This window comes from Sphingomonas sp., from assembly GCF_023266535.1.
GTDB lineage: Bacteria > Pseudomonadota > Alphaproteobacteria > Sphingomonadales > Sphingomonadaceae > Sphingomicrobium.
The window spans coordinates 43,129-61,851 of the sequence record NZ_JAHFPY010000003.1 but is presented as its reverse complement, the minus strand read 5'-3'; the positions used below and the strand labels follow the sequence as shown (position 1 = coordinate 61,851).

Below are 18,723 nucleotides of genomic sequence, written 5' to 3'. Positions count from 1 at the left end.
CTGGTGGTCGCTCTCGATCGCAAACTTCAGGATCGCGCTGGTCGAGCCGACCATGTCGGCATGGTCGATGATGTGCGGCGGGCATTCGGGATGCGCCGCGACCGGAGCACCGGGATGCTCGGCCTTCAATTTGAGGAGCTCGGTTTCGCTGAATGCCTGGTGGACGATGCAGATACCGGGCCACAGCAGCATGTCACGCCCGGTCTTTCGGGCGAGGTAGCCGCCGAGGTGCCGGTCGGGGCCGAAGATGATCTTCTGATCCTTGGGGATCTGCTTCAGGATGATATCGGCGCTCGACGACGTGACGATGATGTCGCTCAAGGCTTTCACCGCCGCCGAGCAGTTGATGTAGGTCAGCGCGATGTGGTCGGGGTGCGCCTCGCGGAACGCCTTGAACTGGTCGGGCGGGCAGCTGTCCTCCAGGCTGCAGCCGGCATCCATGTCAGGCAGGACGACGATCTTTTCCGGCGACAGGATTTTGGCCGTCTCGGCCATGAAGCGCACGCCGCAGAAGGCGATGACATCGGCGTCGGTCGCCGCGGCCTTGCGCGACAGGTCGAGGCTGTCGCCGACGAAGTCGGCGAGGTCCTGGATTTCCGGCTTCTGGTAGTAATGGGCGAGGATGACCGCGTTGCGCTCCTCCTTGAGGCGCTTGATCTCGGCGAGGAGATCGAGGCCCTTGAGGCTCTCAGTCTGGGCGGTCATGGTTGTGGTCCTTCAAGGCAGCGGCATCGCTGCGCCCTTGCCAGCACATCGTTATCGCCGCGTCCGGGGTCAAGAGCCTGGGGACATGGTCCATGTGTCACCCTCCCCCGCCTCAACGAGGCCGCGCTGCTGCAGGTCCAGCAAATGGGCATAAACCGAGCCGCCCGCCGCCGGGACCAGCCGCTGGTCGAGGCCCGGATAGGCATTGGCGACAATGTCGAAAATGTCGCGCGGCTTTTCCCCGACCAGCTTCAAAATCTGCCGCTCGCGCTGCATCCGGTGGCCGATCATGCCGCGCACCAGCTGATTGGGCTTGGTCACTGCCGGACCGTGCGCCGGGTAATAGATGCGGTCGCCGCGCTGCCGCAGGAGTTCCATGCTGCGCATATAGGCGGCCATGTCGCCGTCGGGCGGCACCACCACGGTGGTCGACCAGCCCATCACATGATCGCCGGTGAACAGGGCGTCGCCGAAGGCATAGCACAAGTGGTTGGAGGTGTGGCCGGGCGTTGCGACGGCAATCAACGTCTTGCCACTGTCGAACTCGATCGTCTCGCCGTCGACCAGCACTTTGTCCGGCGCATATTGCTTGTCGAAACTGGCGTCCGCGCGCGGGCCGATGCTTTCCAGCGCCAGCGGCGCGCAGCCGATGATCGGCGCTCCGGTCGCTGCCTTCAGCGCCCTGCTGGCCGGCGAATGGTCGCGGTGCGTATGCGTGCAGGCAATCGCCCTAAGGGTGCGGCCATCGATCGCCTCGACGATCGCCTCGACATGCTCCGGCAAATCAGGGCCGGGATCGATGATGACGACTTCCTCATCGCCAACCAAATAGGTCTGCGTCCCGAAATAGGTGAAGGGAGACGGGTTCTGCGCCAGCAACCGGCCGATGCCGGGCTCCAATGGTTCAAGGATAGCGTATGGGGCGTCCACGGCAGCCTCCCTGCCACGGACGCCCCGGCCGCGCAAAGCTCCATCGGGAATGGAGCCGCCTTGCGCCGCTTCGAGCCTTTAGGGTGTTTGCCCCTTAGTCGTCCTTGTCGTTGAGTGCTTCGACCCGGTCGAGCTCGGCCTCGGCAGCGCGCAACGCCTGCTCGACCGATGCTTCGATCTGGTCGGTGTCGACCGAGGCCAGCGCACTGCGGCGGATCGCTTCGACGTCGATGTTCTCGACACCCTTCAGCGATGCCTTGATCGAAGCCTTGAGCTGTTCCGGATCGACCCCGGCGCGGCGCATCTCGACGCCATGAGCGTCGATTTCGGCCATCGCGGCGGCGATTTCCGCCCGCGCTTCGGCCAGCTCGCGCTGCATGTCCGCCTTGTCGAAATTGGCTTCGGCCATGGCCCGCTTGATCTCGACCTTGACGTTCTTGGCCTCGAACTTGTGCTCGGCCAGCTCCCTCCGGGCTTCGGTGATCGACCGGCGGATGTCGGCCTTCTCCTCAGCGCTGAGCTCGTGCCAATGCTTGGTCTTGCCGTTGATCACGATCTGCCTCTTGCCGACGTCGATCTCGTCAATCGGATCGACCGGTGCGGGGCTCGCGGCGGCGGCAGGAGCGGCCGGCTCGGCCGGCGCAACCGGTGCGGCCGCCTGGGTTGCCAGTGCCGCCGCCATGGGCGCGAGAGGCGCTATCGGGGCCCGCGGCTCGCTGGGTGGGATGATGTCGACATATTCGATCGCGCGCGTGGCGGTCAGCGGTAGGGCAATCGCGACCGCCGCGAGGACCGTCAGCCGGCCGGCCAGCCGTCGGCCGGAAGTGGGGTTGGTAAGCATGGACTTGAGCCTCCTGTGAAGGGTTTTGCGTCGATCGAGCGCGGATGCGAACAGCAGCGCCCTTCCCGAAGCGGCCTTGGCGATCGCCCTTCCGTAGTCGGCGCGATCGTCGGCCTTGACCTTGTCCAGCACCCGGGCGTCGCACGCGGCTTCCTGATCGAAGCGAAAAGCGGCGTGGGCGACCCAGGCGAGCGGATTGAACCACTGGAGGCAGAGCAGGACAAAGGCAAAGAGGTTGGCGACAAGGTCGCCGGAACGGTGGTGAGCAAGCTCATGGTCGAGCGCGAGCCGGCGCTCATGGTCGGCATAGAGCCGGTCGAAATTGGCCGGGACGGCGATCACCCGGTCGAAGATGCCGAACGCCAGCGGACCGGTGACGGCGGGCGATCTTACCATGCGGATGGAACCGATCCGGGCAAGCTGGACCGAATCCTTGAGGATTGCCGCGCGTTCGCGGCGGAAGGCCAGCATGCGGGCGATGAACAGGCCGAGCCCGACGCCGAGCCACAAGATCAGCAGCACGGTTTGCCAACCGCCCATCTGCTCGAGCAGGGTCGGTTCGGGCGGCGGCACGACCGCGGCCAGCAGCTTGGGTTCTGCAACGACCGCCGGGACGAACGGCTGGATTGGAGCGCTCGCCGGAACGACCCGCTCGACCGTCTGGGTCAGGGTCGGCATCAGCAGCCGCGCCGCGGGGATCAGCCACAGGCCATAGGCGACACGAGCCCCGAAATGCTGGCGAACCGGTTCGCGGATCAGCAGGACCAGGGCGACCAGCGCCGTGGTCGCGACCAAAGTGCCAAGCAGCCAGTCGATCACGACTTCAGCTCCTTCAACAGCGCCTCGATGGCGGCGATGTCTTCTGCGTCCAGCGCATCCTCTTCCGCGAGGTGCGCCACCAGCGGCGATAGACGACCACCGAACAATCGTTCGACGAACCGCCGGGATTCATTGCCGACATAGGCATCGCGCAGAACCGCCGGTGAATAAAGGAAGCGGCGGCCGTCCTCGCGATGCTGGACGGCACCCTTGGCGGCGAGGCGGGACAGCATCGTCTTGACCGTGGCCAGCGACCAGCCGCGTTCGGCGCCGATGCGGTCGGCGGCCTCGGCCGCGGTCAGCGGGTGGCCGGCGCTCCACAGCGCTTCCATCACTTCCAGCTCGGCGTCGCTGATCCTCAAATCCATTGGCATCCGTCCCTTTCGACTACAGCTGTAGGCGATTCGATTACAGTTGTAAACACAGCAATCTGGTCGGCTGGCGGTAGCGACCCGAAAGCGTCGGATTTCTTTACGACCCGCCTCAATACTCGCAACCGAGCTCTGCAATTTTTTCTAGATTTCCGCCATTGGTGCAAATTGGCACGACGGTTGCAAAAGGTATGGCGTCCACTTGGTTCCACGCCAACACAAAGGGGACGGCAACAGCGGTTTTCTGGTCCCGCGTTCGCCGTCCCCTTTTAGTTTTACAACCCGTTTCGGGGCGGCCCCCTTCCACTCTCCCCCTGTGAGGAGGGAGGGGGCTTGTTTGAGCCTGTTCCGCTCCGGCGAAGATGCCGTGACGGAGCGGATTTCAATGCAGGAGGAGAAGCGAGGAGGGAGCGATGCAGATGGCATCGTGACCGACGAGCGACGATGTCCTGCTTGGAAAGCCGCCCGCCCCTTTGCGGTCGACTAGAGGAGCCCGCTGGTCTGCGTCGTTTGCTTGCGCGTAGCTTCAGCTACGCGTCTGCGCTGCACTCCTAGCCAGCATACTCCTCAAATCGATCCCGGCGCCTTCGCCGGGGCAGAGCAGGCTCTAAGCGGCCGCGGCGACCAGTTGCTGAAGCTCGCCGCTTTCGAACATCTCCATCATAATGTCCGAACCGCCGACGAACTCGCCCTTAACATAGAGCTGGGGGATGGTCGGCCATTCGGAATAATCCTTGATGCCGGCGCGGATTTCCTGGTCCTGCAGCACGTCGACCGTTTCGAATGGAACGCCCAGATGATCGAGGATGGCGACCGCGCGGCTGGAAAAGCCGCATTGCGGAAACAGCGCGCTGCCCTTCATGAACAGGACCACGTCGTTGGCCTTGACCAGGGCATCGATCCGGTCGGTCACATCACTCATCATCATTCTCCGTCGGGCACGGCAGTTTCAAGCTGCAGTGCGTGAAGTTCGCCCCCCATGCGCGATCCCAGCGCGCGGTAGACAAGTTGGTGTTGTTTGACGCGGTTCAAGCCCGCGAAGCTTTTCGACACCACCCGCGCCGCATAATGGTCGCCGTCGCCGGCCAGGTCGCGGATCTCGACCCTTGCATCAGGGATCGCGGCGCGGATCAGCGCTTCAATGTCATCGGCTGCCATCGGCATCGCACGGCACCCTAGACGTTGGTCTGCTCGATGATCTGGCGGCGGGCATCGACCAGCTTGTGGCCGAGAGCATCGCGAATCCGGCCTTCGTCGCTGTCGACCCCGGCGGCAGTGAGATCGCCCAGCACCTTGCGGATCACATCCTCGTCGCCGGCTTCCTCGAAATCGGCTCGGACGACGTCCTTGGCGTAAGCTTCGGTCTCGACCTCTGACAGGCCCATCAGCCGCGCCGCCCATTCGCCAAGCAAGCGGTTGCGGCGAGCAATGATGCGGAACTGCATCTCCTCGTCGCGGGCGAACTTGGCTTCGAAGGCGCGTTCACGGTCGTCAAACTGGGTCATGGGCTTCCTGTCTCTAGGTTTGCCCAGCAGATAGAAGCTGCATCAGCGCTCGTCCAGCGCGGCTAGACCATGAGGCTAGCTGGCGCGGCGGCGGCCCCATTGGCCGGGACCAAGCAGGTCGGCGATCTGCGTCACCAGCTCGGCCCCGCCAAAGCCGGGCTTCGGCAACCCATAGGTCGCGGCCTGCGGACCTGCGTTGGGATCGGGCACGACCTGCGAAATCCGGCTGGTTTCGGGGTTGCCGATCAACACCGAGACGCCGGTGCCCCTGGTCTCGGCAGCAAGCGCGGCCGACAGGCGCTGGAAGGCCTGGTCCGAGCTGGCATAAGGGAAGATGGCCACGCCCGGGTCGGTTTCCGGCGGAATGTTGAGCATCAGCTTGTAATGGTGTCCGCGACGCAGCGCCGGCAGGAGGGCGCGCGAGATGCGATACATGCCAAGCGTGCGCTCATAGCCGCCGCCGGCGGCATTGATCAGCAAGTCGAGCGAAGGGAATGTTTCGAGGATGTCCGCCGCGAACACCGCGACGCTGGCTTCGGATGCGACATCGCAATAGCGGCCGACGGCAGCCAACTGGTCAGTCGCGTCGCGCAGCGTTTGCGCGTCATTGTCGCACAGAATCAGTTCGGCACCGCGCGCAGCAAACGCCTCGGCGCAGGCACGGCCGATGCCGGTCGCGGCCCCGGTGATGAGAACGCGTGGAGGAGAATCAAGTCGCATCAAGGTCTCCGCCGCCCGTCCCCCGACGCGGCAGCAATTTAACTTCTGATAATTTTCAGGGTTGATTTTTAACGCAACAACGTGTTGCATTAGCTGCGTTGAGTCGGGGAGTCAACATTGAACCAAGTTTCAACCTTGGACGAACCCTGCCGCAAGAGCCGGCCCGGCGGCCGGACGGCGGATGTTACGCGGCGAATCAATGAGGCCATCCTCGAGCTCATGGCCGAGGGCGGCATCGAGCATTGCAGCTTCCAGAATGTTGCGGCCAGGGCAGGCATCGAACGCTCAACGCTTTATCGGCGCAACCCCGATCGCTGGCCGACGATCATGGGCGCGATCATTCATCTGGCCGAACGCGAAACCGCAAAATTCGAAACGGGATCCTTCCGGACCGACCTGCTGGGGACGCTGCTCAATCTCCTTCGCGTGCTGAACAGCCCGCTTGGCGGACCGCTGATGTCCGTTGCCGCCGCCTTGCAGAGCGGCGCAGCGCCGGGGCTCGCAGAGCAATTTTGGGAAAGCCGGCAGCAACTATTGGCGCCAATGTTCGAAGCAGCGATCGAGCGCGGCGAACTGCCTGCGGACATCGACCGGGACCGGCTATTCGCTATGGTCGCGGGGCCGATCTATTTCCGTCGTTTCATTGCCTCGCAGCCGGTGACGGAAGAATGGATCCGAGGCGTCGCCCACCAGGTCTGCGACAGCTTCGGGATTCCGGAATAGCGACGGTCAGTCGAGCGTCACCACCAGCTTGCCGATCACCTGGCGCGCGGCCATGGCCGCGATTGCCTCGCCGCCGCGCTCGAGCGGGTAAGTGGCGCTGACGTGGGGCCGAATCTTGCCCTCGTCCCATAACCGGAACAGCTCGGCCACATGGGCGGCATTGGCCTTGGGATCGCGCGCGGCGAAGGCGCCCCAGAAGACGCCGCAAACGTCGCAGCTCTTGAGCAGCGTCAGATTGAGCGGGAGTTTCGGGATGCCGGCCGGAAAACCAACCACCAGGTAGCGACCTTCCCAGGCAATGGCGCGCAGCGCCGGCTCGGCATAGTCGCCGCCGACCGGATCATAGATCACATCGGCGCCCCCAGGCCCGACCGCCTCCTTGAACAGCGTGGCGAGCGCCTTCTGGCCGTCCTTGTCGAACGGCCCGCGCGGATAGACGATCGCCTCGTCGGCACCGGCCTGCCGCGCCGCGGCCGCCTTCTCTTCCGACGAGACGGCAGCAATGACCCGCGCCCCTCTGGCCTTCCCCAGTTCGACCGCGGCAAGGCCCACGCCACCCGCGGCGCCGAGCACCAGCAGGGTCTGCCCGGCCTGCAAGCGGCCGCGATCGTATAGCGCGTGGATCGAGGTGGCATAGGTCAACAGCAATGCCGCACCGTCAACAAAGCTTCGTTCGGCCGGCAGCGGGATGCCCGTCTTTGCGGCAATGACGACTTTCTCCGAAAACCCGCCCCATCCGGGAACCGCGATCAACCGGTCGCCAGCCTTCCAGCCTTCAACTCCCTCGCCGACCGCTTCCACTTCGCCGCCGATTTCGCCGCCCGGCGCGAACGGCCGCGGCGGTTTGAACTGATATTTGTCCTCGATGATCAATACGTCGGGGTAATTGACCGCCGCCGCGCGGACCCGGACCAGCAGTTCGCCTGGCCCGGGAACTGGGTCGGGCAATTCGGTCACCCGCAGCGTCTCGGGTCCGCCCGGATCATGCGACAGCAGCGCCTTCATTGCGCGGCCTCCGGGAAAGCCGGCAGTTTGGCGATGTCGGCGGGCTCATGCTGGATAATGACCTTGGCATTCCAATGCTTGGCCAGCCGCTCGAACCGGTCGATCGACGCCAGCGTTTCTGCCCGGCTGGTGTTGAATGGCGGGACGCCTTTGATCTGCCGCGCCTCGGTCGAATGATACATGTCGCCGGAGAGCAGCACATTGCCCGATGCCAGCTTGACCAGCAGCGCCATATGGTCGGGCGTATGGCCCGGCAGGTTCAGCGCCACCACGCTGCCGTCGCCAAACATATCAATGTCCGCGCCATGCATCAGCTCCAGCTTGGCGCCATCCGCCCGCCACGGGCCGAACGGATCGCGCTCGCCCTTGGTTAGCTCGAAGTCGCCCTTGCCAACGACCAGCTTGGCCTGCGGAAACTCGGCGGCCTGACCGGTATGGTCGCCGTGCATGTGGCTGATCCCGACCACATCTATGTCGGCCGGTTTCAATCCAATCTGAGCCAACTGCTCAACGATCGTCACCCTGAGCGATGCGACCGCCGCGCCGCGATCGACCTCCTTGCCCTTGAACGAAGCCGGATAGCCCGTGTCCCACAGCAGGTAATCATCGCCGTGGCGGATCAGATAGCAGCTCGCCGGGATGGTCCGGGGACCTGGTCTATATTCGAGCGTGTCGGAGAAGAAGCTGTTGAATTCCTTGATCAGGATCTGGCCGCAATCGAGCCGCCACAGCTGCATCTTTGGCGCTTGTGCGGCCGCCGGCGCGGCAAGGGCGAACATCAGAGCGGCTGCAATCCATTTTCTCATCGCATTTCCCTCACTCGATCCCCCGCGCATGGGCATCCGCGACCACATCCTCGGCGGTCATGCCATTATAGATCTGGCGTGCGGTCGCGTCCGGATCGTTATCGGCATAGCGCCGCCCACCGACCGTGTTGAGTGCCGTATCGAACGTCAGCCGGTCCTTCACCGACAGGTCGCGCCGCGCCTGCTCGGCCGTCTTCTCAAATGCCTGAGGGCTCGACCCGTCGATCACCGTCGGGGCATTCGAACAAGCGCTTATGAGGCACAGCGCAAGTACTGCCGCAATCCTCATTTGCCGCTGACCTTTCTCAACGTCTTCAATGCCGTGGCCCATTTGGCAACATGACGCGCGCCGGCGAATGGCGGTTCGGTGCGCGACAGGAATTCTCGTGGCTCGCGCTGCAATCCGCACAACCAGACGTCGGTTCCATTATTCCGCGCCTGGCGGACGAAGGTCGCCAGCGCGTTGGCTCCAGTGGTGTCGACGTAGGGCACGCGCTCCATCCTGACAATGATGGCTCTTGGCCGCTGTCCCATGCGGCGGAGCGCCTCAAGCATCTCGCTGGCGACGCCAAAGAACAGTGGGCCGGTGAAGCGAAACACCTCGACCCCTTCGGGCAACGCCTCGCGCAATTGCGGCTCTTCGGCGACATCGATGGCGACCAGTCCGGCGGTCTCGCTCATCCGCCGCATGAACAGCAATGCGGCCAGCGTGACGCCGACCCCGATGGCAACCGTCAGGTCGACGAAAATGGTCAGGAGGAAGGTGAGGACAAGCAGGCTGCCCTCGCCGCGATCGGTCCGGACAACCGCCACGAACCGGTCGGCTTCGCTCATCCCCCAGGCGACCATCAGCAAAACGGCTGCAAGCGCCGCCATCGGCACATAGGCCAGCCAGCCGCCCGCCGCGACCATGAACAGCAGCAGGAACAGGGCGTGGAAGATGCCGGCCATCGGGGTTGCCGCGCCGGCCCGGATGTTGGTTGCGGTGCGGGCGATCGCGCCGGTCGCGGGCAGGCCACCGAATAGCGCCGACGCCATGTTGGCGACGCCCATCCCGACCAGTTCCTGACCCGAACGATGGCGGCGGCCAGTCATGCCGTCAGCGACCACCGCCGATAACAGCGCCTCGATCCCGGCGAGGAACGCGATGACGAAGGCGCTGGGCAGCACCTCACGGGCCAGCGCCAGCGAGAAATGGGGCAAGGCCGGCTGTGGCAGGCCGGTCGGCATCTCGGGGAAGCGCTGGCCGACCGTTTCCACCGGAAGCGCAAACGCGGCAGCAACAGCCGATGCAACGACGATGGCGATCAAATAGGCGGGCCAACGCGGCACCATGCGCCGGACGAAAATGATCAGCGCCAGGGTCGCGGCGCCGAGGCCGACCGCGGCCTGGTTCACCGTGCCGGCGGCGTGCCAATAGGCAGACCATTTCTCGGCGAAATCAACCGGTACGGCGCCCGCATGCAGCCCCAGGAAATCGGCAATTTGGCTCGATGCGATGATGACCGCGATGCCGGCGGTGAAGCCAGTCACGACCGGCATGGGGACAAAGCGCATCAGCCGCCCGATGCCGGCATAGCCGGCCACGACCAGCATCAGCCCGGCCATGAACGTGGCAAGCAGCAGCCCGGCAAAGCCATGTTCGGCAATGACGCCCGCAACGATGACCACAAATGCCCCGGTCGGGCCGCCGATCTGGACGCGCGATCCGCCCAGCGCCGAAATCAGGAAACCAGCGACGACTGCGGTGATCAGTCCTTCGCTGGGTCCGGCCCCGCTGGCGATCCCCAGCGCCATGGCCAACGGCAAGGCGACAATGGCGACGGTTACGCCGGCGAAGGCGTCTGCTCGCAACTTCGACCAGCCATAACCCTCCCTAAGGGCCGTGATCAGCTTGGGCGTGAACGCGTCAGCGTTCACTGGCGGCCAGCCGCCTCGAACCACACCAGGCGAGCGGGAAAGTCGATCACCATGCGGGTCTCGGTCAGCCAGTCGAGGCCGAGGATGATCGCCGGCCGGTCGGCGACTCCGAATGCCTCGAACACCGGCAAGTCGGCGACCAGTACCGGCGCTTCGGCGAGGACGCGGGCGCCCAAATGGACGTTGGATACGGAGGCCGCGCCGGTCTCGATTGCCTTGTTGGTCGCGCCCTGGATGGTGTCGCCCTTGGCGACCTTGGACGGGTCGAGGCCGAGCAAGGTTCCGAGCTTCCAGTTGATCCGGGTCTTGCGCGCGCCGGTGTCGATTACCGCCGTGCTTGTGACGCCGCCGATCATCACCGGGATGGTCAGCAGATTGCCGGCGGTCGGGGCGGCGGCCAGGCCCTTCCCCGCGATCGGGCGGTCGCCCGCCGGAAGCAAGGCGAGGCGCTTGCGCGGCAGGTCAAAGTCCACTGTCCGCTCGCCGAACAGGTCGAGCCCGACAATCCCCGCCAGCGGCACGCCGTCGACGCGCGGGTCGAGCTTTACCGCGTTGAGCGGTGCCTTGGTCAGTCCATCCAGCGTGAGCTTGGTCAGTTCGACCAGCGGCACATCGGCCGCGCCGGTCTGGCCCCGCAACTGCTCGCTGCCCGCCGCCTTCAGCCCCGCCTCGTCGGCGAAATTGGCATAAACCGCGCTGCCCTCGGCGCCGGTGTCGAACACGAACTGGCGGACGCCGAAGCTACCCTCCACCGGCACAGTCGCATGGCCGGTCGGCGCGATCGTGATCGGCACTTCCGCCGCCACCGGGGCAGAGATGAGCGCGACATAGGCAGCTAATGCCTTCACTCGACGTAGTTCGCCGTGGTCTTGGCGCGGACTTCCTCGGCGGTGACGCCGGGCGCCAGCTCGATCAGCTTGAACGGCGATTGGTGATCCGGCCGCTGGAACACGGCGAGATCGGTGATGATCATGTCGACCACATTCTTGCCGGTCAGCGGCAGGGTGCACTCCGGGATGAACTTGGGGTCGCCGGCTTTCGAATTATGCTCCATCACGACGATAATCTTCTTGACCCCCGCGACCAGGTCCATCGCCCCGCCCATGCCCTTGATCATCTTGCCGGGGATCATCCAGTTGGCGATGTCGCCCTTCTCGCTGACCTCCATCGCGCCGAGCACGGTCAGGTCGATATGCCCGCCGCGGATCATGGCGAAGCTGTCCGAAGAGCTGAAATAGCTGGAGCTCGCCAGCTCGCTGATGGTCTGCTTGCCGGCGTTGATCAGGTCGGGGTCGACCTCGTCCGGATAGGGGAAAGGACCGATGCCGAGCATGCCGTTCTCGCTCTGCAGCGTCACTTCCATGCCGGCTGGAATATTGTTGGCGACCAGCGTCGGGATGCCGATGCCGAGGTTGACGTAATAGCCATCCTTCAGCTCCTTCGCGGCCCGCGCCGCCATCTGGTTGCGATCCCAGCCTTTGGCTTCAACAGCGGTTCCCATCAGTTCAACCCGCCCTTCTCGATCGTGATGATATCGTCAATCTGTTCCCGCAGTTCCTGCGTGAAACCATCGACTATCTGTTGCAGCGTCTCATGCTCATCGAGCGACAAAGTCGCGCTATAAGCGACAGCAGCGCGGCGCACCGCGTCGGCCATCAGTCGTCCGAATTCTTGCGCTTCTTCAAGCCTGTAAGCAGCGATCCAAACTCGAGCGTGCCCATCAATCCAGATTCGCGCAATTTCTCCAGCTTCGTCGCTCAGCGGTTCGCCGTGGTCGTCCAACTCGATTGCGTAAGGATGATCTTTGATGACCATCGCCTTAGACCACTTCCCTTTCGCGGGTGGTCACAAACTCGATCTTCTTGTCGTAGGGCGCGCCGAGGATCAGCCGCTTCACATAGATTGACGGCACATGGATGCAGTCGGGATCGAGGCTGCCGACCGGCACGATTTCCTCGACCTCGGCAACGCAGATCCTGCCCGCACTCGCCGCCGGTTGGTTAAAGTTGCGCGCCGTCTTGCGGAACATGAGGTTGCCACTCTCGTCGGCTTTCCAGCCCTTGATGATCGAGAGGTCGGCGCGAATACCGCGCTCGAGGATATAATCCTCGCCATCGAAGTTCTTCACTTCCTTGCCTTCGGCCACCTGGGTGCCGACGCCGGTCTTGGTGTAAAATCCGGGGATGCCCGCGCCGCCGGCCCGCATCCGCTCGGCCAGCGTGCCTTGCGGGCAGAATTCAACCTCCAGCTCGCCGGCCAGATACTGCCGCTCGAACTCCTTATTCTCGCCGACGTAGGAGGAGATCATTTTCTTGACCTGCCGGGTCCGTAGCAGCTTGCCGAGTCCCTCATTGTCGATTCCGGCATTGTTGGAGGCGATGGTCAGGTTCTTGACCCCCGAGGCGACGATCGCATCGATCAGCCGCTCGGGAATGCCGCACAGGCCGAACCCGCCCGCCGCGATGGTCATGCCGTCGAACAGCAGCCCGTCGAGCGCGGCCTCGGCATTCGGATAGATTTTCTGCATGCCAGACTCCTTGGCCGCGGCTCTGCCGTCCGCATGTCCAAGGGTCAAGCCGGGTTAGTCTGCGCGGCTGCTGCGAAGCTTTGCCGCGACGATGCCGGCCTCGGCGCAGGCAGCGTCATCGGCCGGCGCCTCGCCCGACACGCCGACCGCGCCGATGCGGGTCTTGCCGTCGGCGCTGAACACCGGCACGCCGCCGGGCACAATCACCACATGCGGCGCGTCGGCAAAGCCCGGCGTGCCCCGTGCATTCTCCAGCATCTGCGCGGTCGAAAAGCCCCAGGCGGCGGACGCCTGCGCCTTGGCCAGCGAAAAATCGAAAATGCCGGTGCTGTTGCCGTCCATCCTCAGCGCGGCGACGATATGCCCGCCATTATCGACCACGACGATCGCATGGCTTTGCATTTTTGCGGTCGAATGCGCCACGCAGCCGCCGACGATCGCCTGGGCGGATGCGGCATCGAGTGTGGGCGCGGATTGGGCCGTCGCCGTCGAAGCGAGCAGCGCAGCCAAGAATAAAATTGGACGCATTTTTTGCCTCCAGTCATTGCGACCCCGGACCTGTTCCGAGGGAAGCAATCCAGTCTGGATTGCCGTGGCCCTGCGGGCCTCGCAATGACGCTTCGACTAACGGTCAGGCGGCCGGCTGGAATAGCTCGAAACCTATTTCCTCGATGTCCACGACCCGCTGCACCGACGGCTCGGCCAGCAGCCGCTGGTTGAGCGCCGCCCATTTGGGATAGTCGCGCATGTCCATTCCGATCCGCCGCCCCCAGCGGAAGAAGGTCAGGGCATAGGTGTCGGCCGCCGAAAAATGGTCGCCGGCCAGCCAGCCGTCGCCGACCAGCCCTTCAATTTCCTCGAACTGCGCGACCAATATTCTGCGGCCATAGTCCTGGATCAGCGGATGGATGTTTTCCTCGTCCGAAAAGCGGCTGGCGCGCCAGATGAGGGCGAAGGTGATGTGCACTGTCGAGGCAAACCAGCCGAGCAGTTCGTTGCACTTGGCCGTCACATAAGCATCGCCGCGCGGCACCGATCCCGCCGCACTGAAGCGGTCGGCGATATAGTTCAGGATCGCGATATTCTCGGTGATGGTGCCCTGGTCGATGACCAGCGCGGGAACCCGGGCGTGCGGGTTGATCGCGAGATATTCGGGCTTCAGATGCTCGCCCTGCAGCAGCACCACCCGAACCGGCTCATAATCGGCGCCGGCTTGCTCCAGCGCGATGTGCGGCACCAGCGAGCAGGCGCCAGGCGAGTAAAACAGCTTCAGCATCGATCGTTCTCCCGCCGATCCATTAGCTTGGCCCGGCTGCCCTGTCCGGCAAAATCAGAGGCCGGCTGGATAAGCCGCGCTTATGCAGGGCGCAGGCAGGCCATCGCTTCATCCCGCCGGTCCCACTGCACGAAAATATGATCGTGGTAGTAGGCGGCGACGATGTTGGCGCTGATTCCAATATCGGCGAGGCGCGCGGATAGCGCCGCCGTCAGCCCGACCGCATCGAGGCTGGAATGAACACCGAGGCTGATCCTTGCCCACTCGCCGCTGGGATCGAGCCGCACCACCGTCAGCCCTTCGACCTCCCTGACGATGGCAAAGTCGCCGTCCTCGAGCGTCGGGTCCACCGTCGTAGTGAAGCTGTAACGTTCCGGATAAAGCTGCGGCTCGAGCGCGGCGAGCAGCCGCGTCAGGTCGCGCTCGCCGCTCAAGTGACTATCCCCGCAGCTTCGCAAAAATGCCCTGGAGCTGCATGGCGTTGCCCATGTCGCCCTCGACCTTGAGCTTGCCGGTCATGAAGGCGGTCATGCCGTCGAGCGCGCCCGAGGCGAGCGACTGGAAATCGTCCCAGCTGACCTTGATCGTCGTATCGGCGCCCATGTCGGCGTCGCTGACCAGGCTGTTGGCGCCGTCCATCAGGATCACGCCATCATCGCCGCCGAAATCGATCTTGATCGTCTTGCCCGGAAGCCAAGCCCCCGCATCCTGCATCTTGGCCAGCAGATCCGCCTTGGTCATCGAAACTCTCCCGTTGATTTAAGTTGCGAGTAGCGACTGGCCAAGAAGCATTCAAGACGGGCTTGGCGACAAGCTCCGGCGCGCCTATCTGACCGGGAATGAGCTACGACACCGACCTCCAACTCTTCATCGACGGCGTGTGGAAAAGCGGCGAAGGCCGCGACGCCCACACGGTCGTCAATCCCGCCAACGGCAGCGGCATCGCCGAAGTGCCCTATGCCACCAAGGCCGATCTGGACGAGGCACTCGCTGCCGCCGACCGCGCCTTCCCGGAATGGCGCGCGACCGATGTCGAGAAGCGTGGCGCCATCCTGCACAAGGCCGCCTCGCTGCTGCGCGAGCGCGCCGACCAGATCGCCGCCACCCTGACCCAGGAGCAGGGCAAGGTTTTGAACGAGGCGCGCCTCGAAGTGTTGGGCTCGGCCCAGCTGTTCGACTGGTATGCCGAGGACATCAAGCGCGATTATGGCCGCACCCTGGTCCGCCCGGCGGGCCAACTGTCGCGGGTTATCCGCCAGCCGGTCGGGCCGGTCGCAACCTTCAGCCCGTGGAACTTCCCGATCTATCTGCTGGCCAAGAAGGTCGCCGCCGCGCTCGCCGCCGGCTGCACCGTCATCTCGCGCCCGCCGCACGACACGCCGGGCGTCGCCACCGAACTGTTCCGCGCGCTGGCCGATGCCGGCATTCCCAAGGGCGTTGCCCAGCTGGTCCACGGCGATGCCGACCTGATCAGCACCACGTTGATCGGCAGCAAGGAAATCCGCAAGGTCAGCTTCACCGGCTCGACCAATGTCGGCAAGCATCTGATGCGCCTCGCCGCCGACAGCATGACCCGCATCACGATGGAGCTCGGCGGCCACGCCCCGGTGCTGATTTTCGACGATTGCGACCTCGAAAAGACACTCGACATGGTCGTCCCGCAGAAATTCCGGAACGCCGGCCAGGTGTGCGTCTCCCCGACCCGCTTCTATGTCCAGGAATCGATCTACGATGCCTTTTTGAAGGGTTTCGCCGAGCGCACCGCCAAGGTGAAGATCGGCAACGGCCTCGACGAGGCCACCCGCATGGGTCCGCTCGCCAATGCGCGGCGGCCCGATGCGGTCGGCGCGCTGGTCGCGGATGCGGAGGCCAAGGGAGCGCGCATTCTTGCCGGTGGGTCCAAGGGTGACGGCGGTTTCTTCTTCCAGCCGACGCTGCTGGCCGACGTCCCCAACACCGCCGACATCATGAACGACGAGCCGTTCGGGCCCGTCGCGGTAACCAAGAGCTTCTCGACCTTCGACGAAGTGATGGAACAGGCCAACCGCCTGCCATTCGGCCTCGCTGCCTTCGCCTTCACCGAGAATGGCCGCCGCGCGAACCTGATCGGCGATCTGATCGAGAGCGGCATGGTCGGCATCAACACCTTTGCCATTTCGGTCGCCGACGCGCCGTTCGGCGGGGTCAAGGACAGCGGGTTCGGCTCCGAGGGCGGGAAAGAGGGCTTGGAGTCGTATCAAGTCGTCAAAGCTATCCACCAGGCTTGAACGCTGCGGCGCTAGCTAACCCCTCAAGCCTCGGCTAACCTCCCGCACCACGGGGGGCAGCCGTTGGCCAGCATCTTCCTCAGCTACGTTCACGATGATGTGGGAAAAGCCGCTGCGCTTGCGGCGTGCCTGGATGCGGCCGGTCATCGCGTCTGGTGGGACCGGCACATCCGTGGGGGCCGCGAGTTCTCCGATGAAATCGAAGCCGCGCTTGCCGACGCGGACAAGATCATCGTCCTGTGGTCGAAGCGGTCGATCCATTCGACCTGGGTCCGCGACGAGGCCGCGACCGGGCGCGACGACAACCGCCTCATTCCAATAGCGCTCGACCGTTCCCTGCCACCCCTCGGCTTTCGCCAGTTCCAGACCATCGACCTGATCAAATGGAAGGGCCCATCGCCCCCATCCAACGTGCAGGACATTCTGGATGCGATAGCCGATAGCGGGGGAGCAAGACTGCCTCGCGCAACGGCATCTCACGTAACAAGTAGCTCTCCGTGGCCCTTGCGGCGTCGTGGGACGATCGCCTTCGCCCTGCTCGCCTTGGCGATCGCTGGCGTCGGATGGTGGTGGACCGTGCAAAGCACCGCACGCACACCGGTTGTGGCCGTGGAAGCAGCAGGCGGATCGGCACCATCGCAAGAGGTTGCGCGGCAACTGGCGGTGCGTCTTGGCGACCTCCAGTCGGCCCGCGGCGCCGCCTTTCAGCTAATCTCGGGCGAAGGCGATGCCGACATCGTTCTCCAGGTTGCGACGAATGATGACGCCAAGGTCCTCCGCCGCGACCTCAGTGTGATTTCCGGCAAGAATCATTCCATCCTGTGGTCGACATCGCTTCAGCAGCCAATCGGACAGGCTGACGCGCTGTCGCAGCAGCTCACCCTGACCTCCAAGCGCTTGCTGACGTGCGGGATCGAAGCGCTGTCGGACGTTCGAGACCGGATCAAGCCGGAGACACTTAAACTCTATCTGGGTGCCTGCTCCCGCCTCGAAGACATCTATGGCACCGGTCAATTCGATCCCGCGGTAGCCAAGCTGTTCGAGCAGGTCGTTACCAGCGCTCCGCATTTCGGGGGTGCCTGGGCGAAGTTGCTAACAATCGAGTCTGAGCGCGCAGCCAATGCCGATTCGCCGCCCTCGCTCGTCGCTTCCCTGCGGAGGCATCTTGCGCAGGCGGAGAAGCTGGGCCCTGATATTGGAGAGATCTATGTCGCTAGGGCGGCGCTGCTGCCGTCAAATGACTTTCTTGGCAAATCGCGCCTCTACCAGCAGGCAGTCAGGGCCGACCCCGACAATCCGCTCGTCTACCGCGTCCATGGGGATCTATCCCAACGGGTCGGCCGAATGGCAGACTCGGTCGAATACGCAGCACGGGCGGTTCAGCTCGACCCGCTCTCCCCGGCCATACTCGACAGTTATGCTTCTGCGCTGGCCTATGCCGGGAAAGTAGACACCGCCTACGACCAGCTGCGCAAGGCCGAAGCGATGTGGCCGTCCGCCAACAACCTCCTCTTCGCAAGATATCGCCTCGACCTGCGATTTGGCGATCCGAAGGAAGCCCTGAAAATCTATCGCACGAGCCTGTCAGGCGCCGATTTTCCCCAGCAGGAAAGCTTCATCCTCGCCAGCATCGATCCCACGCCCGCCAACGTCCAGCGCGCCATCGATGAGGTGCGCGCGATCTACGTCCGGGATCCAAGGGATATGGTCGGGTTGATCCAGGCGCTTGGTCAGTTTGGCCGCAAGGACGAGGCGATCGACCTGCTCGTGCACTACTCTGGCGGACCGGCGATCGGGTGGAACGCCGAGGTACTGTTCCGGCCGGCAATGCGAGAAGTATGGCGTGACCCGCGGTCGATCGCCGCCGCCGCGCACCTGGGATTCCTCAAATATTGGAAGGCGAGCGGGCAATGGCCCGACTTCTGTAACGATCCGACGCTTCCCTACGATTGCCGGAAAGAGGCGGCGAAATACGCGACCTAGGGCACCGCTGTATTGAACTGCACCAGCGGCCTGACTCTGGTGAAATTGGGGACGTCGGCGGCCAGCGCCCTGCCGCCGTCGCTGGCGATGGCTTCGCGCGCGCCCTGCTCCTCGCGGAAGCTCAGGATGGTGGTGATGAAATAGGCCGGCGGCGTGCCGTCAACGCTCTCCTCGCCCTTTAGCACGCTGGCATAGCCGAGCCCATAGGGCCCGAACGCCTTGCCGACTTCCGGCAAATGCTTCGTCCGGTAATATTCATGGTCGAAGGTCGCGCCGTCGCTGTTCGGATAGTGGATCGTGATGATGTACATGGCCGCCGCCTAGC

At 64.3% G+C, this 18,723-nt stretch carries 24 protein-coding genes; 3 read left to right on the top strand and 21 right to left on the bottom strand.

Features of this window, described 5'->3' with window-relative positions:
- The 8 genes from nadA to Q0C64_RS00760 form a co-directional block, all read right to left on the bottom strand.
- Positions 1–705: quinolinate synthase NadA (nadA, locus tag Q0C64_RS00795; protein WP_294120141.1), on the bottom strand; the 705-nt coding region annotated here is incomplete at its 3' end.
- 69 nt (positions 706–774) lie between these two features.
- Positions 775–1,635 carry an MBL fold metallo-hydrolase gene (locus Q0C64_RS00790; RefSeq protein ID WP_294120140.1) on the bottom strand — a complete coding sequence of 287 codons (861 nt, stop codon included), beginning with the start codon at positions 1,633–1,635 and terminating at the stop codon, positions 775–777.
- 94 nt (positions 1,636–1,729) lie between these two features.
- Positions 1,730–3,295, bottom strand: a complete 1,566-nt coding sequence (locus Q0C64_RS00785) for a M56 family metallopeptidase (RefSeq protein WP_294120139.1) — start codon at positions 3,293–3,295, stop codon at positions 1,730–1,732.
- Positions 3,292–3,663, bottom strand: a complete 372-nt coding sequence (locus Q0C64_RS00780; protein WP_294120137.1) for a BlaI/MecI/CopY family transcriptional regulator — start codon at positions 3,661–3,663, stop codon at positions 3,292–3,294. The genes Q0C64_RS00785 and Q0C64_RS00780 overlap by 4 nt, the downstream gene beginning before the upstream one ends.
- Before the next feature lie 610 nt (positions 3,664–4,273).
- The gene (grxD, locus tag Q0C64_RS00775; RefSeq protein ID WP_294120135.1) at positions 4,274–4,588 is read right to left on the bottom strand and encodes a Grx4 family monothiol glutaredoxin; all 315 of its coding nucleotides are present in this window, start codon (positions 4,586–4,588) and stop codon (positions 4,274–4,276) included.
- Positions 4,589–4,590: 2 nt separating this feature from the next.
- Positions 4,591–4,830 (bottom strand): BolA family transcriptional regulator, encoded by a 240-nt coding sequence (locus Q0C64_RS00770; protein ID WP_294120134.1) that lies wholly within the window; start codon positions 4,828–4,830, stop codon positions 4,591–4,593.
- 11 nt (positions 4,831–4,841) lie between these two features.
- Positions 4,842–5,171, bottom strand: coding sequence for a DUF1476 domain-containing protein (locus Q0C64_RS00765; RefSeq protein ID WP_294120133.1), 330 nt, complete (start codon positions 5,169–5,171; stop codon positions 4,842–4,844).
- A gap of 75 nt (positions 5,172–5,246) precedes the next feature.
- Positions 5,247–5,891: an SDR family oxidoreductase gene (locus Q0C64_RS00760; protein ID WP_294120132.1), complete on the bottom strand. Its 645-nt coding sequence runs from the start codon at positions 5,889–5,891 to the stop codon at positions 5,247–5,249.
- A 117-nt stretch (positions 5,892–6,008) separates the two neighbouring features.
- Here Q0C64_RS00760 and Q0C64_RS00755 point away from each other — a divergent pair, with 117 nt between their 5' ends.
- Entirely contained in the window at positions 6,009–6,614 is a 606-nt protein-coding gene (locus Q0C64_RS00755; RefSeq protein WP_294120131.1) for a TetR/AcrR family transcriptional regulator, read from the top strand.
- Positions 6,615–6,620: 6 nt separating this feature from the next.
- On the opposite strand, the gene Q0C64_RS00750 is transcribed toward Q0C64_RS00755, so the two are convergent.
- The 12 genes from Q0C64_RS00750 to Q0C64_RS00695 form a co-directional block, all read right to left on the bottom strand.
- Positions 6,621–7,619, bottom strand: a complete 999-nt coding sequence (locus Q0C64_RS00750) for an NADPH:quinone oxidoreductase family protein (protein ID WP_294120129.1) — start codon at positions 7,617–7,619, stop codon at positions 6,621–6,623.
- Positions 7,616–8,425 (bottom strand): N-acyl homoserine lactonase family protein, encoded by an 810-nt coding sequence (locus Q0C64_RS00745; protein WP_294120128.1) that lies wholly within the window; start codon positions 8,423–8,425, stop codon positions 7,616–7,618. Before Q0C64_RS00745 ends, Q0C64_RS00750 begins: the two co-directional genes overlap by 4 nt.
- Before the next feature lie 10 nt (positions 8,426–8,435).
- Complete coding sequence (locus Q0C64_RS00740) at positions 8,436–8,714, bottom strand: hypothetical protein (protein ID WP_294120127.1); 279 nt, start codon at positions 8,712–8,714, stop codon at positions 8,436–8,438.
- Positions 8,711–10,345: a SulP family inorganic anion transporter gene (locus tag Q0C64_RS00735; protein ID WP_294120126.1), complete on the bottom strand. Its 1,635-nt coding sequence runs from the start codon at positions 10,343–10,345 to the stop codon at positions 8,711–8,713. The genes Q0C64_RS00740 and Q0C64_RS00735 overlap by 4 nt, the downstream gene beginning before the upstream one ends.
- Positions 10,342–11,193 (bottom strand): pepsin/retropepsin-like aspartic protease family protein, encoded by an 852-nt coding sequence (locus tag Q0C64_RS00730; protein WP_294120125.1) that lies wholly within the window; start codon positions 11,191–11,193, stop codon positions 10,342–10,344. Before Q0C64_RS00730 ends, Q0C64_RS00735 begins: the two co-directional genes overlap by 4 nt.
- Positions 11,190–11,846, bottom strand: a complete 657-nt coding sequence (locus Q0C64_RS00725) for a 3-oxoacid CoA-transferase subunit B (RefSeq protein WP_294120124.1) — start codon at positions 11,844–11,846, stop codon at positions 11,190–11,192. Before Q0C64_RS00725 ends, Q0C64_RS00730 begins: the two co-directional genes overlap by 4 nt.
- The gene (locus tag Q0C64_RS00720; protein WP_294120123.1) at positions 11,846–12,160 is read right to left on the bottom strand and encodes a DUF5076 domain-containing protein; all 315 of its coding nucleotides are present in this window, start codon (positions 12,158–12,160) and stop codon (positions 11,846–11,848) included. Before Q0C64_RS00720 ends, Q0C64_RS00725 begins: the two co-directional genes overlap by 1 nt.
- Before the next feature lie 4 nt (positions 12,161–12,164).
- Positions 12,165–12,872, bottom strand: coding sequence for a CoA transferase subunit A (locus Q0C64_RS00715; RefSeq protein WP_294120122.1), 708 nt, complete (start codon positions 12,870–12,872; stop codon positions 12,165–12,167).
- Between the two features lie 54 nt (positions 12,873–12,926).
- Entirely contained in the window at positions 12,927–13,382 is a 456-nt protein-coding gene (locus Q0C64_RS00710; RefSeq protein ID WP_294120121.1) for a heme-binding protein, read from the bottom strand.
- A 121-nt stretch (positions 13,383–13,503) separates the two neighbouring features.
- Positions 13,504–14,148, bottom strand: coding sequence for a glutathione S-transferase N-terminal domain-containing protein (locus Q0C64_RS00705; protein WP_294120119.1), 645 nt, complete (start codon positions 14,146–14,148; stop codon positions 13,504–13,506).
- A gap of 80 nt (positions 14,149–14,228) precedes the next feature.
- Positions 14,229–14,582 carry an ACT domain-containing protein gene (locus Q0C64_RS00700; protein ID WP_294120117.1) on the bottom strand — a complete coding sequence of 118 codons (354 nt, stop codon included), beginning with the start codon at positions 14,580–14,582 and terminating at the stop codon, positions 14,229–14,231.
- A 4-nt stretch (positions 14,583–14,586) separates the two neighbouring features.
- Positions 14,587–14,889: an SCP2 sterol-binding domain-containing protein gene (locus Q0C64_RS00695; RefSeq protein WP_294120116.1), complete on the bottom strand. Its 303-nt coding sequence runs from the start codon at positions 14,887–14,889 to the stop codon at positions 14,587–14,589.
- Between the two features lie 98 nt (positions 14,890–14,987).
- Here Q0C64_RS00695 and Q0C64_RS00690 point away from each other — a divergent pair, with 98 nt between their 5' ends.
- Together Q0C64_RS00690 and Q0C64_RS00685 are read left to right on the top strand one after the other, a co-directional pair.
- Positions 14,988–16,415 (top strand): NAD-dependent succinate-semialdehyde dehydrogenase, encoded by a 1,428-nt coding sequence (locus Q0C64_RS00690; RefSeq protein WP_294120115.1) that lies wholly within the window; start codon positions 14,988–14,990, stop codon positions 16,413–16,415.
- Positions 16,416–16,478: 63 nt separating this feature from the next.
- Complete coding sequence (locus tag Q0C64_RS00685; RefSeq protein WP_294120114.1) at positions 16,479–18,398, top strand: toll/interleukin-1 receptor domain-containing protein; 1,920 nt, start codon at positions 16,479–16,481, stop codon at positions 18,396–18,398.
- On the opposite strand, the gene Q0C64_RS00680 is transcribed toward Q0C64_RS00685, so the two are convergent.
- The gene (locus tag Q0C64_RS00680; protein ID WP_294120113.1) at positions 18,395–18,709 is read right to left on the bottom strand and encodes an EthD family reductase; all 315 of its coding nucleotides are present in this window, start codon (positions 18,707–18,709) and stop codon (positions 18,395–18,397) included. The genes Q0C64_RS00685 and Q0C64_RS00680 overlap by 4 nt on opposite strands.
- Between the last annotated feature and the right edge of the window lie 14 nt (positions 18,710–18,723).

Excerpts from the sequence above, each read along its gene's own strand:
- Q0C64_RS00780 (WP_294120137.1), bottom strand. The coding sequence starts at position 3,663 with ATGGATTTGAGGATCAGCGACGCCGAGCTGGAAGTGATGGAAGCGCTG.
- grxD (WP_294120135.1), bottom strand. The coding sequence starts at position 4,588 with ATGAGTGATGTGACCGACCGGATCGATGCCCTGGTCAAGGCCAACGAC.
- Q0C64_RS00770 (WP_294120134.1), bottom strand. The coding sequence starts at position 4,830 with ATGCCGATGGCAGCCGATGACATTGAAGCGCTGATCCGCGCCGCGATC.
- Q0C64_RS00765 (WP_294120133.1), bottom strand. The coding sequence starts at position 5,171 with ATGACCCAGTTTGACGACCGTGAACGCGCCTTCGAAGCCAAGTTCGCC.
- Q0C64_RS00760 (WP_294120132.1), bottom strand. The coding sequence starts at position 5,891 with ATGCGACTTGATTCTCCTCCACGCGTTCTCATCACCGGGGCCGCGACC.
- Q0C64_RS00750 (WP_294120129.1), bottom strand. The coding sequence starts at position 7,619 with ATGAAGGCGCTGCTGTCGCATGATCCGGGCGGACCCGAGACGCTGCGG.
- Q0C64_RS00745 (WP_294120128.1), bottom strand. The coding sequence starts at position 8,425 with ATGAGAAAATGGATTGCAGCCGCTCTGATGTTCGCCCTTGCCGCGCCG.
- Q0C64_RS00740 (WP_294120127.1), bottom strand. The coding sequence starts at position 8,714 with ATGAGGATTGCGGCAGTACTTGCGCTGTGCCTCATAAGCGCTTGTTCG.
- Q0C64_RS00725 (WP_294120124.1), bottom strand. The coding sequence starts at position 11,846 with ATGGGAACCGCTGTTGAAGCCAAAGGCTGGGATCGCAACCAGATGGCG.
- Q0C64_RS00720 (WP_294120123.1), bottom strand. The coding sequence starts at position 12,160 with ATGGTCATCAAAGATCATCCTTACGCAATCGAGTTGGACGACCACGGC.
- Q0C64_RS00715 (WP_294120122.1), bottom strand. The coding sequence starts at position 12,872 with ATGCAGAAAATCTATCCGAATGCCGAGGCCGCGCTCGACGGGCTGCTG.
- Q0C64_RS00705 (WP_294120119.1), bottom strand. The coding sequence starts at position 14,148 with ATGCTGAAGCTGTTTTACTCGCCTGGCGCCTGCTCGCTGGTGCCGCAC.
- Q0C64_RS00695 (WP_294120116.1), bottom strand. The coding sequence starts at position 14,889 with ATGACCAAGGCGGATCTGCTGGCCAAGATGCAGGATGCGGGGGCTTGG.
- Q0C64_RS00690 (WP_294120115.1), top strand. The coding sequence starts at position 14,988 with ATGAGCTACGACACCGACCTCCAACTCTTCATCGACGGCGTGTGGAAA.
- Q0C64_RS00680 (WP_294120113.1), bottom strand. The coding sequence starts at position 18,709 with ATGTACATCATCACGATCCACTATCCGAACAGCGACGGCGCGACCTTC.